Consider the following 15,294-nt stretch of genomic DNA (forward strand, 5'->3'; position numbering starts at 1 on the left):
ATTAATGGAAGGTTAAGGTTGCGCGGTGTATGTTGGCTTTTTTCACGAAAACAGACGTTGTATGAATAAGATCGTTTTTGTTGAGGACGAACCGGAAGTCGGCCAGCTGATCGCCGCCTATCTGGGAAAACACGATATGGACGTTATTGTTGAGCCGCGAGGCGACCGTGCGGAAGAAGTGGTGCTGCGAGAGAAACCCGACCTGGTGCTGCTCGATATTATGCTCCCCGGCAAAGACGGGATGACCGTGTGCCGCGATTTGCGCGCGCAATGGGACGGCCCGATAGTGCTGCTCACCTCTCTCGACAGCGACATGAACCACATTCTGTCGCTGGAAATGGGGGCGAACGACTATATTCTCAAAACCACGCCGCCTGCGGTGCTGCTGGCGCGCCTGAGGTTACACCTGCGTCAGCGCGTCGTCACCGAAAGCCAGACGTCGTCTGCGGCACTGACCCCGCACAAAGCCATGCGTTTTGGCACTCTCTCGATCGACCCCGTTAACCGTCAGGTACTGCTTTCCGGCGTGGATATCGCCCTGTCGACCGCCGATTTTGATTTGCTGTGGGAGCTGGCTACCCACGCCGGGCAGATTATGGATCGCGACGCCCTGCTGAAAAACCTGCGCGGCGTGAGCTACGACGGGATGGATCGCAGCGTTGACGTTGCCATTTCGCGCCTGCGAAAAAAGCTGCTGGATAACGCCACCGAGCCGTATCGCATCAAAACCGTGCGCAACAAAGGCTATCTGTTCGCACCGCACGCCTGGGAAACCTGAGGGTCAGACACGCGGAGCTCGAGCGCTGAAACATCGCCAGAAGATAAGAGAGGCTGCAGCTCCACCAGCTTCTCTTCCTTAGAGGATGCTTATACTTTGAATCAGCGCATTGAAATGAGAGTTTCTCTTCAGCGATATTATTCGAACAAACCACATTAAGGATGATAACCATGAAAACCTTCGTACTACCCTGGTTTATTTTCATTAACGTATACGGTTGCATTACGCTTGCAAATCAGTTGAGTGAATCCTGGTTTGATGGCTCCGACATACCCATGTTCATCGCTATTCCCTTTCTTTGCGTGACCAACTTCATCGCTGCAAAATCTCTAAAGCGCTCTTAACCGTCGCCCTCCATATCCAGCACATCATAGGTGTTGTCAGCCAGCGCAAACCCTGCTTTCATAGCACCCCAGAGGGCACGTGAGACGGAACGCCCCAACAAAACCGAGCTAAGTCGTAGTATTACGGGTGACCATTCATGAAAAAGCTGTTTGTGCAGTTTTATCTTTTACTGTTTGTCTGTTTTCTGGTCATGACCATATTGGTCGGGCTGGTCTACAAATTCACCGCCGAGCGCGCGGGCAGGCAGTCGCTGGATGACCTGATGAAAAGCTCGCTCTATCTGATGCGCAGCGAACTGCGAGAAATTCCGCCGCACGACTGGGCGAAGACGCTGAAAGAGCTGGATCTGAATCTGTCGTTTAATATGCGCATCGAGCCACTCAAAAATTACGATCTCGATGCCCCGACCACCCAACGCCTGCGCGATGGCGACATCGTGGCACTTGACGATCAGTACACCTTTATCCAGCGCATTCCGCGCAGCCATTACGTGCTGGCGGTCGGCCCGGTTCCTTATCTCTATTTTATGCATCAGATGCGGCTGCTTGATATGGCGCTGCTGGCGTTTATCGCCATCTCGCTGGCCTTCCCGGTGTTTATCTGGATGCGGCCCCACTGGCAGGACATGTTGCGTCTGGAATCCGCCGCGCAGCGTTTTGGCGAAGGGCATTTTACCGAGCGCATTCACTTTGACAGCGCCTCCAGCTTTGAGCGCCTGGGCGTCGCCTTTAACCAGATGGCCGATAACATCAATGCCCTGATCGCCAGTAAAAAAGCGCTAATCGACGGTATCGCCCACGAACTGCGTACGCCGCTGGTGCGCCTGCGCTATCGCCTGGAGATGAGCGAAAACCTGACGGAGGCCGAATCCCTGGCGCTCAATCGTGATATCGGCCAGCTGGAAGCGCTGATCGAGGAACTCCTGACCTACGCCCGTCTCGATCGTCCGCAGAATGAACTCAAACTCAGCACGCCCGATCTGTCGGCGTGGATCCACAGCCATATTGAGGATGTGCAGAGCGTGAATCCGCAGCGCACGCTGCTGCTGGACAACAGCCCTGGCGATTACGGGGCGCTGGATATGCGCCTGATGGAGCGCGTGCTGGATAACCTGGTCAATAACGCCCTGCGCTACAGTGAAAGCCAGCTGCGTATTAGCTTGCACCTGAACGGCAGCGAGGCCAGTTTAGCCGTTGAAGACGATGGTCCCGGCATTGCCGCCGACGAACGCGAGCGGGTGTTCGAGCCGTTCGTGCGTCTGGACCCGAGCCGCGACCGCGCGACGGGCGGCTGCGGTCTGGGGCTGGCGATTGTCCACTCGATTGCTCAGGCGATGGGCGGTCACGTCAGCTGTGAGGAAAGCGATCTCGGCGGCGCGAAGTTCTGCTTTAGCTGGCCGGTGTACCACAACATCACCCTTCCCGTGACCGTCTGATGCGCATCACGCCTCGTCAGGCAGCGCCTGTAAATGCCCATGCCGCACGCCGCGCTGGGCAATCACATCATCGGCAAAATGCTGAATATCGCCCATATCGCCTTTTAACACCGCGATCTCCAGACAATCCTCGTGGCTGACGTGAACGTGCAGCGTGGCGACTGACAGGTCGTGATGATGGTGCTGCGTCGAGACCAGACGCCGCGCCAGATCGCGCTTCTCGTGCTCATACACATAAGACAACACCGCAAACCCGTTCCTGCCGTGCTCCTGAGCGGTTTCCTGCGCCAGTGCGCCGCGCAGAATATCGCGCAGCGCCTCTGAGCGATTGTTGTAACCCCGGCGCTGGCTCAGGCTGTCCAGCGTCTCCAGCAAATCATCATCGAGCGTGATAGTGACACGTTGCATCGGATGTAACCCTCAAAGTCTGGCGCGACGGCGCACGGGGAAAGCGGGAAGAACCGCGGTTTGTAACCTCTGTCCGGCGATGGAGGAAAAGGTTAAGGTTTCGCCGACGGTTTGCGTCTCAACGATTTTCCCCTCCTCCATCACCATCACCCGGTCGCAAAACCGCTCGACCAGCCGCAAGTCATGTGTGATAAACAGGCAGGCGGTGCCAAACTGCTGCTGGAGTTTTTTGAGCAAACGGATCACGTTCGCCTGCAATACCAGATCGAGATTCGACACCGCTTCATCAAGGATCAGCAACCTCGGTTCAACGGCCAGCGCTCGCGCCAGGCACACGCGCTGAAGCTGTCCGCCGCTGAGCTGCGGCGGGCGCTGGTTGAGAAGCGAATCATCCAGCTCAACCGCCTGCAGCAGCTTGCGGGCGCGGGCCAGCTGTTCAGTCCTCGACAAGGACAAAAGATGGCGCATCGGCTCGCGCAGGATATCACTCACCGTTTTGCGCGGATTCACCGCGCTGATGGCGTCCTGAAACACCATCTGGATCTCACGGCGAAAAGCTTTTTGCCGGGCTCGATTGAGTGTTGACAGCGACTCGCCCTGCCAGAAAACCTCGCCCTGACTGGGCGACTCCAGCCCCACCAGCAGGCGCGCGAGGGTGCTTTTTCCGCAGCCGCTGCGACCGAGCAAAGCCACGGTCTCACCGTTTTTCAGACTCAGTGCGACGTTGTCCAGCACCCACTCTGCGCGGGAATACTGGTGCGATACCGCGGAAACGGAAAGCAGCGTCATTGGGTCAACTCCATGCCATACAGGGCCAGATGTGCCGATACCAGACCGCGCGTCACCGGATGTACCGGCGCATGAAACAGCCTCTCCACGTCGCCCTGCTCGACAATCACCCCGCGATCCATCACCGCCACGTCATCCGCCAGGCGAGCGACCACACCCATATCGTGCGTGACCAGTAGCATGCCGGGTGCACGGGTGTGCATGATATCGTCCAGCAAATCCAGAATCCGCGACTGGGCGACGGCATCCAGATCGGTGGTCGGTTCATCGGCAATAATAAAGGGCGCGTCGCACAGCACCGCCATGGCGATCATCATCCGCTGCAACATGCCGCCGCTCATCTCGAAGGGATAAAGCTTCAGCACGCGTGCCGCCTCCTCCAGACCAACGGCAGTTAACGCCGCGATAAGCGCCGCGTCATCCGACGCTTTACCCAGCGCCTGACAGGTCTCGCGGGCGTGGGTCGCCATGGTATGCAGCGGATTAAAGGCGCTGCGCGGGTTCTGCATAATGGTCGCGACCTTGATCCCCCGAAGAGACGCCGGGGTGATCTCCTGACCGTCGGCCAGAATCTGCCCCGCCGTCTGACGCACACCGGCAGGCAACACGCCGAGCGCGGCCGCGCAGGTTAGGGATTTCCCACTCCCGCTGCCGCCGACCAGCGCCAGTACGCGCCCGCGTTTCAGGGTCAGCGAGACGCCGTTGACTAACGTGCGATCCGCCTCGAGAACAATATTCTGCAAATCAATACGCTGTGGCATCAGTGGGCGTGCTCCGTGGCCAGATGAGGATCGAGGTGATCGCGCAGGGCGTCACCCACCAGGTTAAAGGCCATCACGCTGATAAACAGCGCCAGCCCTGGCCAGAACATCTGCAGCGGCTGGGTCCAGATATACTGGCGCGCGTCGTTAATCATCACGCCCCATTCGGCGGTCGGCGCAGTCACGCCTAAGCCGAGGAAAGACATCCCGGCGACGTGCAGCATCATGTGGCCGATATCGAGCGTCGCCAGCACCAGCAGCGACGGCAGCGCGGCCCCCGTGAGGTGGTCGATAAAAATGCGCAGATTCCCGGCCCCAGAAAGACGCGACGCGAGGACGAACTCCCGCTGACGCAGGGCGATCACCAGGCTGCGCACCATCCGCGCATACCAGGCCCAGTGGGACAACGCGATGGCGATGATGACGTTGGTCAGCCCCGTCCCCAGCACGCCCACGAGGAAGAACGACAGAATCGAGGTCGGAAAGGTCATGAACATATCCGCGACGCGCATGGTGAGCTGATCGACACGTCCGCCGAGCAGCCCGGCAGCGCCGCCGATCACCATGCCCAAAATCAGGACTAACAGCAGGCAGGCCATTACCGAACCCAGCGACACGCGCGTCGCCGCCAGCAAACGAGAAAAGATGTCGCGCCCGAGGTGGTCGGTGCCGAGCCAGTGCTGGCTGTCGGGCGACAGCAGTCGCGACGGCAGATCAATCGCCTGCGGATCGTACGGCAGCCACCACTGGCTGGTGAGCGCAATCAGCGCCAGCAGCGCGATGATCGCCAGCGCCAGGCGAACGGGGAGACGCGCGGAACGATAGAAATTCATGCGTGCGCTCCTTCATGTCGACGAATACGCGGATCGAGCGCCGCGTTCAGCACGTCCACCGCCAGATTGCAGAGGACAAACACCACCACCATGATCAGCGTAAAGCACTGGATGACCGGATAGTCGCGATTAAAAATCGCCGAGACGGCGTAGCGCCCCACGCCCGGCCAGGCAAAGATGTTTTCGATGATCATCGTCCCGCCGATCAGCTCGCCAATGTGCATCCCCACGGCGGTGATCATCGGCAGCGAGGCGTTGCGCAGAATGTGGCGGCGCTCGGTCTGTTTGTGGCTCAGCCCGCGCAGACGTGCCCAGGTGACGTGCCGCTGTCCGGCGACGTCGAGCATACTGGCCCGCAGCAGTCGGGCGTTAATCGCCAGCGACATATAGGCGATCGACACCGCAGGCAAAATCAGGTGCTGCCAGTCGCCATAGCCCATCGCCGGGAGCCATTTGAGCCACACCGAAAAACACATCACCAACAGGAAGGCGAGCCAGAAATTGGGCATCGAGACGCCGAGGAACGAGATCACCCGCACGATGAAATCCGGCAGCCTGTCGCGATGGCGCGCCGCCCAGATCCCTAGCGGCACCGAGGTGAGCAGGATAAGCACCAGCGCCGCACCGGCCAGCAGCAGCGTAGCGGGCAGAAAATGCAGAACATCGTCCAGCACCGGGCGCTGGGTGGCAAAGGAGATACCGAAATCCAGATGCAGCGCCCGCCACAGCCAGGTGCCGTACTGCACGATTAACGGCTGATCCAGCCCGAGCATCACGCGCGTGGAGGCGACCATCTCCGCCGTGGGCGGCAGATTCGAAAGACGCAGGTAATCCAGCGCCGGGTCGCCGGTGCCGAGACGCAGCATCAGAAAGATAATCACCGAGGCGGCGAGAATCATCGGGATCAGGAGCAGCACGCGCCGCACGATATAGCGCAGCATTAGTGTTTCACCGGTTGGATCTGTTCGAACGGAATATCGGACGCGACAGGCGCGAACGGGATCACGCCCAGCTCGGGCTTCGCCACCACCATCATCGAGACGTAGCTTATCGGCAGGTAGACCGCGTCGTTGTGCAGGCGGGTTAAGATATCGCGGTACAGCGCCTGGCGCTGTGCGTCATCGCTCGTCGAGAGCACTTCGCCAATCTCTTTGTCGATGACCGGTTTATCCGCGAGGCCCAGCTGCGCCTGATAGTCGGCGTGGGATGGCACGCGCATCGAGCTCATAAAGGCATGCGGGTCGTAAGGCGCGCCCCAGGTGCGGTTGAAGATCATGCCAAAGCGACCGTCGCGCTGACGGGCGTAAATGCTGCTCTCCTCTTCCCCGACCAGCGCCACATCGACGCCCACCTGACGCATATCGGCCTGAATAATTTCCGCCATCGATTTGCTCAGGGCATCGGTGCCGATATAGGAGAGTTCAATCCGCAGCGGCTGGCCGTTTTTCTCGCGGATGGCTTTTCCGCTTTGCGCCTTCCATCCGGCCTGCTCCAGCAGGGATTTGGCCTGCTGAGGATCGTACTGACGCGGCTTCAGGCCAATATTCGCGTAGGGTACCGTCGGGGCAAAGAGCGTGTCCGCGACTTTTTGTGTGCCGTAGAGGGCGTTGTCGATCAGGGATTTTTTGTTGACCGCGTAGTTCAGCGCTTCGCGCACCGCCAGATCGTCCGTCGGCGCTTTAGCGGAATTCAGCGCCAGCATCACCGTTTCAACGGGCTGGGAAAGCTGGGTGCGATAGTTCGCGCTTTGGCTGAACCGGGAAAAGGTATCGAGCGGGAGCAGCCCTTCATTGCCGTACAGCAGGTCAATATCGCCCGTTTCAAAAGCCACGGAGCGGGTGGTCGGATCCGGGATCACTTTAACCGTGATCTGCCGGATGGCGGGCTTTTCACCCCAGTAACGGTCGTTACGCACCAGCACGTCATACTGGTTGAGTTTGGACTCTTTCAGCATCCATGGACCGGTGCCGACTGGTGCCTTTATCCCATTCATGGTTTCGTTGTTTTTGAACTGCGACGGGGCGATAAAGCGGAAAGGACGCGGCAGCGCGAGTTCCTGTAAGAAAGGGTAATAGGCGCTTTTCAGGGTGATTTGCAATTCGGTATCGCTGAGGGCTTTGACGTCGACGATCTGTCGGGCCAGCTCCAGCCAGGCGTGGCGCTGGCGGTTATCCAGCACGGCGCGAAAGTTCTCGGCAGCGGCGAACGCATTAAAGGGTTCACCGTTGGAAAAAGTGACACCGTCACGCAGAGTAAACACCCAGGTTTTGCCATCCGCCGTGTGGGTCCAGCTTTTCGCCAGCCAGGGTTTGACCGACCCATCGGCCTGATACTTCACCAGCGGTTCGTACACCATGCTCTGGGCAAACATTTGATTGGGCGTATAAAGATGGGGATTAAGCGGTCCAACGTTGACGGGCCACGCGGTTGTCAGTTCATCCGGTGCGGTGGCTTGTGCGAAGAACGACGCGCACGCCAGCAGCGCGCAGAGGATACGGCCAGGTCTGGACAAAAGTTGCCTCTTACCCTTTCGGGGTAGCTAAAACGTGTGACGATTTTAGGTTTTCATCATACTTTTAACCTGTTCTGGATCAACCGAGGGGGCATGAGAGACGCAAAGTATACAAAATTCGTATAGTTAACCCTCAATCGATAAGTCCCTTTTAGCCTGCCGGACCGAATCCGCACCGTAGCCTGACCGGGCGCACTGTGCTATATAATAAGTATGTTGTAACTACTGCGAGTGTTTTATGGCGACTTACGATCTTCTCGAACGGCTGAATTCGACTTTTCACCAGATAGAGCACGAACTCATGAGCCTGTGCGAACGGCTCAAAAGCTGCCGACTGCTGGCCGCGCGCGTCTTTACTTTGCCGGATGTGGTCAAAGGTGCGGAGCACGATCCGCTGGATGTGATTGAGGTGAAGCAGCATATCGGCAAGGAGGCGCTGGACCTGACGCTCGCCCACTACCGCCATCTTTTTATCCAGCAGCAGTCGGAGAACCGCAGCAGCAAAGCCGCCGTGCGGCTGCCGGGCGTGATATGCCTGCAGTGCGACGGCCCCCTGCGCGAGCAGATTGAAAACCAGATTGCTCACATTAACGCGCTTAAAGCGCAGTTTGAGAAGATTGTCACCGAAGAGTCCGGCCTGGCTCCCGCCGCGCGCTTTGAGTGGGTGCATCGCCAGCTGCCGGGCCTGATTACCCTCAACGCCTACCGCTCCCTGACGCTCCTGCGCCACCCGGCGACCCTGCGCTTTGGCTGGGCGAACAAGCACATCATCAAGAATTTTACCCGCAACGAGGTGCTGTCGATGCTCGAGAAGAGCCTGAAATCCCCGCGTACCATGGCCCCGTGGTCGCGGGAACAGTGGATCGAGCGCCTTGAGCAGGAGTACGAGAGTATCGCCGCGCTGCCTGACGATGCGCGTCTCAAAATCAAACGTCCGGTGAAAGTCCAGCCGATTGCGCGCGTCTGGTATTCCGGTGAGCAGAAGCAGGTGCAGTACGCCTGCCCGACGCCGCTGATTGCCCTGTATGACACGGAACAAGGGGCGATGGTGCCGGATATCGGCGAGCTGCTGAATTACGATGCCGAAAATATTCAGCATCGTTATAAACCGCAGGCACAGCCGCTGCGATTGATCATTCCGCGGCTGCACCTGTATGTGGCGGAGTGATTATTTCATGCTGCCGACCATCTCTTCCGGGCGCACCCAGGCATCAAACTCGGCCTCGGTGAGATAGCCCAGCGCCAGGGCTGAGGCTTTCAGCGTCAGCCCCTCTTTGTGCGCTTTTTTGGCGATTTCCGCCGCTTTGTCGTAGCCAATGTGGGTGTTGAGCGCCGTCACCAGCATCAGGGATTCGTTCAGCAGCTGGCTGATGCGCTCCCGGTTTGGCTCGATACCCGTCGCGCAGTGCTCGTTGAAGCTCTCCATGCCGTCCGCCAGCAGGCGCACGGATTGCAGGAAGTTATGGATCACCATCGGGCGATAGACGTTGAGCTCAAAGTTGCCCGATGCCCCGCCGAGATTCACCGCCACGTCGTTACCGATCACCTGACAGCAGAGCATGGTCATGGCTTCGCACTGGGTCGGGTTCACTTTGCCCGGCATGATGGAGCTGCCCGGTTCGTTTTCCGGAATGCTGATTTCGCCGATGCCGCAGCGCGGGCCGGATGCGAGCCAGCGTACGTCGTTGGCGATTTTCATCAGCGAGGCCGCCAGCCCTTTCAGCGCACCGTGGGCGTGAACCAGCGCATCGCAGGTGCCGAGGGCTTCGAATTTATTCGGCGCGGTGACGAAGGGTTGCCCGGTGATCGCCGCCAGCTCTTTCGCCACCCGCACGGCATATTCCGGGTGGGTGTTTAGCCCGGTCCCCACCGCCGTGCCGCCCAGCGCCAGCTCACAGAGATGCGGCAGGCTGTGGTCGATATGCCTGAGGTTGTGCTCCAGCATCGCCACCCAGCCGGAGATCTCCTGGCCGAGGGTGAGCGGCGTGGCGTCCTGTAAGTGGGTGCGGCCAATTTTGACGATGTCGCTGAACGCCTGTGATTTTTCGCTCAGGGTTTGGGTCAGCACCTTCAGCTGCGGAATGAGGTGCTCGCGCAGGCCAATGATCGCCGCCACGTGCATGGCGGTCGGGAAGACGTCGTTCGAGCTTTGGCTTTTGTTGACGTCATCGTTCGGGTGGACCTTGCGCTCCATACCGCGCACGCCGCCCAGCAGTTCGCTCGCGCGGTTGGCCAGCACTTCGTTCATGTTCATGTTGCTTTGGGTGCCGGAGCCGGTCTGCCAGATGGCAAGCGGGAATTCGTCGGGGTGTTTGTCGGCCAGCACTTCATCGGCGGCGCTGATAATGGCCGTCGCTTTCTCGGCGCTCAGCAGGCCTAAATCCTGGTTAACTTTCGCGGCAGCGCGTTTGGTCAGCGCCAGAGCGTGGATCAGCGAGACGGGCATTTTCTCCGTTGAGATACGGAAATGCTCCAGCGAGCGCTGGGTCTGCGCGCCCCACAGCTTGTCAGCCGGGACGTCGATGGCACCCATTGAATCTTTCTCGCGACGATTGGTGGTCATTACTTTCTCCTTGATAACAATGAATTTGGCGACATTGCTCACATGCTGGATTAAGTATTGTTTGCTTCAAAAAAACGGTATGGCGCTTTGTGCGCTCTTTTTGTGTCGGGTGGCGGCTACGTTTCGCCAGTCCGGGATTCTGCGGTTTTTGTGTCGGGTGGCGCTTCGCTTACCCGACCTACGGTTACAAAACCGTGGGCCGGGCACTGTTTAAAAACTACTTAACGCACGCCGAACACTGGGACGACTGGATCTGTTTGAAGAAATCGTTGCCCTTGTCATCCACAAGGATAAACGCCGGGAAATCTTCCACTTCAATTTTCCATATCGCTTCCATCCCCAGCTCCGGATACTCCACGCACTCCAGGCTCTTGATGCTGCCCTGCGCCAGCACCGCAGCCGGGCCGCCGATACTGCCGAGATAGAACCCGCCGTGCTTGTGACACGCATCCGTCACCTGCTGGCTGCGGTTGCCTTTGGCGAGCATGATCATGCTCCCGCCGTTGGCCTGCAGCTGATCCACGTAGGAATCCATGCGCCCAGCCGTGGTCGGGCCGAGTGAACCCGAGGCATAACCCTCTGGCGTTTTCGCCGGTCCCGCATAATAGATCGGGTGATCTTTCACGTACTGCGGCAGCCCTTCGCCGTTCTCCAGACGCTCCTGCAATTTGGCGTGAGCAATGTCGCGCCCAACGATAATAGTGCCGTTCAGCGACAGACGCGTCGACACCGGATACTGAGAAAGCTGCGCCAGGATCTCGCTCATCGGACGGTTGAGATCGACATGCACCGCCTCGCCCTCACCGGCTTTGCGCAGCTCTTCCGGAATGTATTTCCCCGGATTGTTTTCCAGTTTTTCAATCCAGATACCGTCGCGGTTGATCTTCGCTTTGATGTTGCGATCCGCCGAACATGAGACGCCCATCCCGACCGGGCAAGAGGCACCGTGACGCGGGAGACGGATCACGCGGATATCGTGGGCGAAATATTTTCCGCCGAACTGCGCGCCTAAACCTAAGTTCTGCGCTTCTGTCAGCAGTTCCTGCTCAAGCTGAACGTCGCGGAACGCCTGACCGTGCTCGTTCCCTTCCGTCGGCAGACCGTCATAGTATTTGGTCGAGGCCAGTTTGACGGTTTTCAGGGTGCTCTCAGCGGAAGTCCCGCCGATAACAAACGCGATGTGATACGGCGGGCACGCCGCCGTGCCGAGGGTGCGCATCTTCTCGACCAGGTAGTTTTTCAGCTTGCCCGGCGAGAGCAGCGCTTTGGTTTCCTGGTACAGATAGGTTTTGTTGGCAGACCCGCCGCCTTTGGCGATGCACAGGAATTTGTACTCGTCGCCGTCGACGCTGTAGAGGTCAATCTGCGCTGGCAGGTTGGTGCCGGTGTTGACCTCTTTGTACATATCCAGCGCCGCGTTTTGCGAATAGCGCAGGTTATCTTCGATGTAGGTGTTATACACACCGTGCGCCAGGGCGGCCTCGTCACCGCCGCCGGTCCAGACGCGCTGGCCTTTTTTGCCGGTGATGATCGCGGTGCCCGTGTCCTGGCAGGTCGGCAGAATGCCTTTCGCGGCGATATCGGAGTTACGCAGGAACTGCAGCGCGACGTATTTGTCGTTTTCGCTGGCCTGCGGATCGCTCAGGATATCGGCCACCTGCTGCTGATGCGCCGGGCGCAGCATAAAGGAGGCATCGTGGAAGGCGTGCTGCGCGAGTAAGGTCAGCGCCTGCGGATCAACTTTGAGGATCTCCTGCCCTTCGAATTCAGAGACAGAGACGTGGTCAGATGTTAACAGATAGTATTCAGTCTGATCCTTCGCCAGCGGGAAGGGATCTTGATAATGAAAGGGTTTGTTCGACATTGTTCTCTCACTTACTGCTTCGGTCTGGTTATTTAAGAGCAGATGTTCCGCTGCCCTGCTTAAAAGCGAGTTTGCTTATCCTACACAATTTTTTAACAAAAACTGAGACTAGTACGACTTTTTACATGTGCAGGTTACTTCCGGGCGGTTTATTGCTTTAATACGCGAAGATAATTCCACATTTGAAACAGGGCTTGATAATGCAAAAACTCATCAACTCAGTGCAGAACTATGCCTGGGGAAGTCAAACTGCGTTAACGGATCTCTACGGTATCGCGAATCCCGACAACCTGCCGATGGCGGAGCTGTGGATGGGCGCGCACCCGAAGAGCAGCTCAAAAATTGAAGATGCCAGCGGCCAGGTTCGCTCTCTGCGTGACGTAATCGACGCGGACAAAGCCGCGCTGCTGGGCGATGCGGTTGCCGAACGTTTTGGCGAACTGCCGTTCCTGTTCAAGGTGCTGTGCGCCGCGCAGCCGCTCTCCATTCAGGTTCACCCGAACAAGAAAGCTTCTGAGATCGGTTTTGCGAAAGAGAATAAAGCGGGTATTCCGCTGGATGCCGCCGAGCGTAACTACAAAGATCCCAACCACAAACCGGAACTGGTCTTCGCCTTAACGCCGTTCCTGGCGATGAACGCCTTCCGCGAGTTCTCCGAGATTGTCTCTCTGCTGCAACCGGTCGCAGGCGCGCATCACGCCATCGCCCATTTCCTCGAAAACCCGGACGCAGCGGGCCTCAGCCAGCTGTTTGCCAGCCTGCTGAACATGCAGGACGATGAAAAATCCCACGCGCTGGCGGTGCTCAAAGCGGCACTCAACAGCCAGCAGGGCGAGCCGTGGCAGACCATTCGCCTGATCTCTGAGTTCTACCCGAACGACAGCGGCCTGTTCTCCCCGCTGCTGCTGAACGTGGTGAAACTCAACCCGGGCGACGCAATGTTCCTGTTTGCCGAAACCCCGCACGCCTACCTGCAGGGCGTGGCGCTGGAAGTGATGGCGAACTCCGACAACGTGCTGCGCGCCGGTCTGACGCCGAAGTACATCGACATCCCTGAACTGGTGGCGAACGTCAAATTCGTCGCAAAACCAGCGGCAGAGCTGCTGACCCAGCCGGTGAAAAACGGTGCGGAGCTGGACTTCCCAATCCCGGTTGACGATTTTGCCTTTGCCCTGCACGACCTGAGCGCGCAAGAGACGGCGGTTTCCCAGCAGAGTGCGGCGATCCTGTTCTGCGTCGAAGGCGAAGCGGTGCTGAGCAAAGGCGAGCAGCGCCTGGTGCTGAAGCCGGGTGAGTCGGCGTTTGTGGCGGCGAATGAGTCCCCGATCAACATCAGCGGTAATGGCCGTTTGGCCCGAGTCTTCAATAAGCTATAAGTTTATCGACTCTCTTGCTAAGCTAGTTACAGGCTTTATATCTCCAGGCGGTTTCTACCGCCTGGTTTCATTTTAGGGATAATCACGATGAAAAAATCGGTTGTAGCGGTTGGCGTTGTTGTCGCATTAGGGGTTGTCTGGACGGGTGCGTCATGGTTTACAGGCAAGCAGCTGGAAGGCCGTCTGGCCGAAATGGTGGCGCAGGCCAACGGCGAAATCAAACGCACAGCACCGGAAGCCGGGCTGGAACTGAGCTATCAGAACTACCAGCGCGGCGTCTTCAAGAGCCATATGCAGCTGGTCGTGAAGCCGGTTGCGGGAGCTGAGAACGGCTGGCTGAAAGCCGGTCAGAGCGTGGTGCTGGACGAAGTGGTCGATCATGGTCCCTTCCCGCTGGCGCAGCTTAAGCATTTCAACCTGATCCCTTCCATGGCGTCGGTGAAAACAACGCTTGTGAACAACGAAGCGACTAAGCCGCTGTTCGATCTGGCGAAGAACGAATCTCCGTTTGTGATTGATACGCGCATTAGCTACGCCGGTGATACCAGCTCTGATATTGCCCTGAAAGCGCTGAACTACGAAAAAGGCGACGAGAAAGTGGCCTTCAGCGGCGGCGATTTCAAACTGGATGCGGATCGCGAGGGTAACGTCTTCTCCCTGAGCGGCTCGGCGGAAAGCGGCCTGGTGAACGCGGTCAACGAATACAATCAGAAAGTCCAGATGACCTTCAATAATCTGAAAGCAGACGGCAACAGCCGCCTGACCAGTTTTAATGAGCGCATCGGCGATCAGAAAATCAGCCTCGATAAACTGGCAATTTCTGTGGAAGGCAAAGAGATGGCCGTGCTGGAAGGGATGGATCTGAACGGTCAATCTGATATCTCCAAAGACGAGAAAACCGTTAACAGCCAGCTGGATTACAGCCTGAAGAGCCTGAAAGTGCAGAACCAGGATCTGGGCTCCAGCAAAATGACCCTGAAAATCGGCAATATCGACGGCCAGGCGTGGCACCAGTTTAGCCAGCAGTATCGCGCGCAAAGCCAGGCGCTGCTCGCTGATAAAGAGCTGATGACTAAGAACCCTGAGCTGTATCAGCAAAAAGCGATGGATGCGCTGCTAAGCAACCTGCCGCTGCTGCTGAAAGGCGAACCGGTGATCACTATCGCTCCGCTGAGCTGGAAAAACAGCAAAGGCGAAACCAACTTTAACCTGTCTCTGTTCCTGAAAGATCCGGCAACGGCGACCGGTGAAGCGCAGACGCTGGCGCAGGAAGTGGATCGCAGCGTCAAATCCATCGACAGCAAGCTGACCATCCCGGTGGATATGGCGACCGAGTTTATGACCCAGATTGCGAAGCTTGAAGGGTATAACGACGCCGATGCCGCGAAGCTGGCAAGCCAGCAGGTGAAAGGCATGGCGGCGATGGGCCAGATGTTCCGCATCACCACGCTGGAAGATAACGTGATCGGCACCAGCCTGCAGTATGCGAACGGCCAGGTGACGCTGAACGGGCAGAAAATGCCGCTGGAAGATTTCGTCGGCATGTTCGGGATGCCAACGCTGGGAATGCCTGAACCGGCTGAACCTGCGGCTCCGCAGCAGTAACGGTGAACATCGCCGGGTGGCGGCT

Annotated in this window: 13 protein-coding genes; 5 read left to right on the top strand and 8 right to left on the bottom strand. The window is 58.3% G+C overall.

The features are described 5' to 3' along the window. The first annotated feature begins 61 nt into the window (after positions 1–61). Together rstA and rstB are read left to right on the top strand one after the other, a co-directional pair. Positions 62–778 (top strand): two-component system response regulator RstA, encoded by a 717-nt coding sequence (rstA, locus tag AC3WS9_RS12180; RefSeq protein WP_282493243.1) that lies wholly within the window; start codon positions 62–64, stop codon positions 776–778. A gap of 481 nt (positions 779–1,259) precedes the next feature. Continuing rightward, the gene (rstB, locus tag AC3WS9_RS12185) at positions 1,260–2,558 is read left to right on the top strand and encodes a two-component system sensor histidine kinase RstB (RefSeq protein ID WP_492488589.1); all 1,299 of its coding nucleotides are present in this window, start codon (positions 1,260–1,262) and stop codon (positions 2,556–2,558) included. Between the two features lie 6 nt (positions 2,559–2,564). Here the strand turns inward: rstB and nikR are convergent, their stop codons facing one another. From nikR to nikA, 6 genes are read right to left on the bottom strand one after another with little or no spacing between them, the layout of a single operon-like run. Beyond that, entirely contained in the window at positions 2,565–2,966 is a 402-nt protein-coding gene (nikR, locus tag AC3WS9_RS12190) for a nickel-responsive transcriptional regulator NikR (protein ID WP_324724264.1), read from the bottom strand. A 12-nt stretch (positions 2,967–2,978) separates the two neighbouring features. Continuing rightward, positions 2,979–3,755 (bottom strand): nickel import ATP-binding protein NikE, encoded by a 777-nt coding sequence (nikE, locus tag AC3WS9_RS12195; protein ID WP_492488591.1) that lies wholly within the window; start codon positions 3,753–3,755, stop codon positions 2,979–2,981. After that, positions 3,752–4,516 carry a nickel import ATP-binding protein NikD gene (nikD, locus tag AC3WS9_RS12200; protein ID WP_492488593.1) on the bottom strand — a complete coding sequence of 255 codons (765 nt, stop codon included), beginning with the start codon at positions 4,514–4,516 and terminating at the stop codon, positions 3,752–3,754. Before nikD ends, nikE begins: the two co-directional genes overlap by 4 nt. Further along, a complete protein-coding gene (gene nikC / locus AC3WS9_RS12205) occupies positions 4,516–5,349 on the bottom strand; it encodes a nickel ABC transporter permease subunit NikC (RefSeq protein WP_285150244.1) in 834 nt (277 codons plus the stop codon). The genes nikD and nikC overlap by 1 nt, the downstream gene beginning before the upstream one ends. After that, a complete protein-coding gene (gene nikB / locus AC3WS9_RS12210; protein ID WP_492488595.1) occupies positions 5,346–6,290 on the bottom strand; it encodes a nickel ABC transporter permease subunit NikB in 945 nt (314 codons plus the stop codon). The genes nikC and nikB overlap by 4 nt, the downstream gene beginning before the upstream one ends. Further along, on the bottom strand, positions 6,290–7,861 hold the full coding sequence (nikA, locus tag AC3WS9_RS12215; protein ID WP_492488597.1) for a nickel ABC transporter substrate-binding protein: 1,572 nt from the start codon (positions 7,859–7,861) through the stop codon (positions 6,290–6,292). The genes nikB and nikA overlap by 1 nt, the downstream gene beginning before the upstream one ends. Positions 7,862–8,099: 238 nt before the next feature. Between nikA and tus the strand changes: the two genes are divergently transcribed. Beyond that, positions 8,100–9,029, top strand: coding sequence for a DNA replication terminus site-binding protein (gene tus, locus AC3WS9_RS12220; protein ID WP_492488599.1), 930 nt, complete (start codon positions 8,100–8,102; stop codon positions 9,027–9,029). On the opposite strand, the gene fumC is transcribed toward tus, so the two are convergent. Further along, the gene (gene fumC / locus AC3WS9_RS12225; protein WP_285144645.1) at positions 9,030–10,424 is read right to left on the bottom strand and encodes a class II fumarate hydratase; all 1,395 of its coding nucleotides are present in this window, start codon (positions 10,422–10,424) and stop codon (positions 9,030–9,032) included. Between the two features lie 217 nt (positions 10,425–10,641). Next, positions 10,642–12,288 (bottom strand): class I fumarate hydratase FumA, encoded by a 1,647-nt coding sequence (gene fumA, locus AC3WS9_RS12230; RefSeq protein ID WP_492488601.1) that lies wholly within the window; start codon positions 12,286–12,288, stop codon positions 10,642–10,644. Positions 12,289–12,488: 200 nt separating this feature from the next. Between fumA and manA the strand changes: the two genes are divergently transcribed. Together manA and AC3WS9_RS12240 are read left to right on the top strand one after the other, a co-directional pair. Then, complete coding sequence (gene manA, locus AC3WS9_RS12235; protein ID WP_492488603.1) at positions 12,489–13,664, top strand: mannose-6-phosphate isomerase; 1,176 nt, start codon at positions 12,489–12,491, stop codon at positions 13,662–13,664. An 87-nt stretch (positions 13,665–13,751) separates the two neighbouring features. Further along, the gene (locus AC3WS9_RS12240) at positions 13,752–15,269 is read left to right on the top strand and encodes a YdgA family protein (protein ID WP_492488605.1); all 1,518 of its coding nucleotides are present in this window, start codon (positions 13,752–13,754) and stop codon (positions 15,267–15,269) included. Positions 15,270–15,294: the final 25 nt, after the last annotated feature.

The sequence above is a fragment of the Lelliottia sp. EB106-05-01-XG201 genome (assembly GCF_058791735.1).

Bases quoted from the DNA above. Each gene is read 5' to 3' on its own strand.
- rstA (WP_282493243.1), top strand. From the start codon at position 62: ATGAATAAGATCGTTTTTGTTGAGGACGAACCGGAAGTCGGCCAGCTG.
- rstB (WP_492488589.1), top strand. From the start codon at position 1,260: ATGAAAAAGCTGTTTGTGCAGTTTTATCTTTTACTGTTTGTCTGTTTT.
- nikR (WP_324724264.1), bottom strand. From the start codon at position 2,966: ATGCAACGTGTCACTATCACGCTCGATGATGATTTGCTGGAGACGCTG.
- nikE (WP_492488591.1), bottom strand. From the start codon at position 3,755: ATGACGCTGCTTTCCGTTTCCGCGGTATCGCACCAGTATTCCCGCGCA.
- nikD (WP_492488593.1), bottom strand. From the start codon at position 4,516: ATGCCACAGCGTATTGATTTGCAGAATATTGTTCTCGAGGCGGATCGC.
- nikC (WP_285150244.1), bottom strand. From the start codon at position 5,349: ATGAATTTCTATCGTTCCGCGCGTCTCCCCGTTCGCCTGGCGCTGGCG.
- nikB (WP_492488595.1), bottom strand. From the start codon at position 6,290: ATGCTGCGCTATATCGTGCGGCGCGTGCTGCTCCTGATCCCGATGATT.
- tus (WP_492488599.1), top strand. From the start codon at position 8,100: ATGGCGACTTACGATCTTCTCGAACGGCTGAATTCGACTTTTCACCAG.
- fumC (WP_285144645.1), bottom strand. From the start codon at position 10,424: ATGACCACCAATCGTCGCGAGAAAGATTCAATGGGTGCCATCGACGTC.
- fumA (WP_492488601.1), bottom strand. From the start codon at position 12,288: ATGTCGAACAAACCCTTTCATTATCAAGATCCCTTCCCGCTGGCGAAG.
- manA (WP_492488603.1), top strand. From the start codon at position 12,489: ATGCAAAAACTCATCAACTCAGTGCAGAACTATGCCTGGGGAAGTCAA.
- AC3WS9_RS12240 (WP_492488605.1), top strand. From the start codon at position 13,752: ATGAAAAAATCGGTTGTAGCGGTTGGCGTTGTTGTCGCATTAGGGGTT.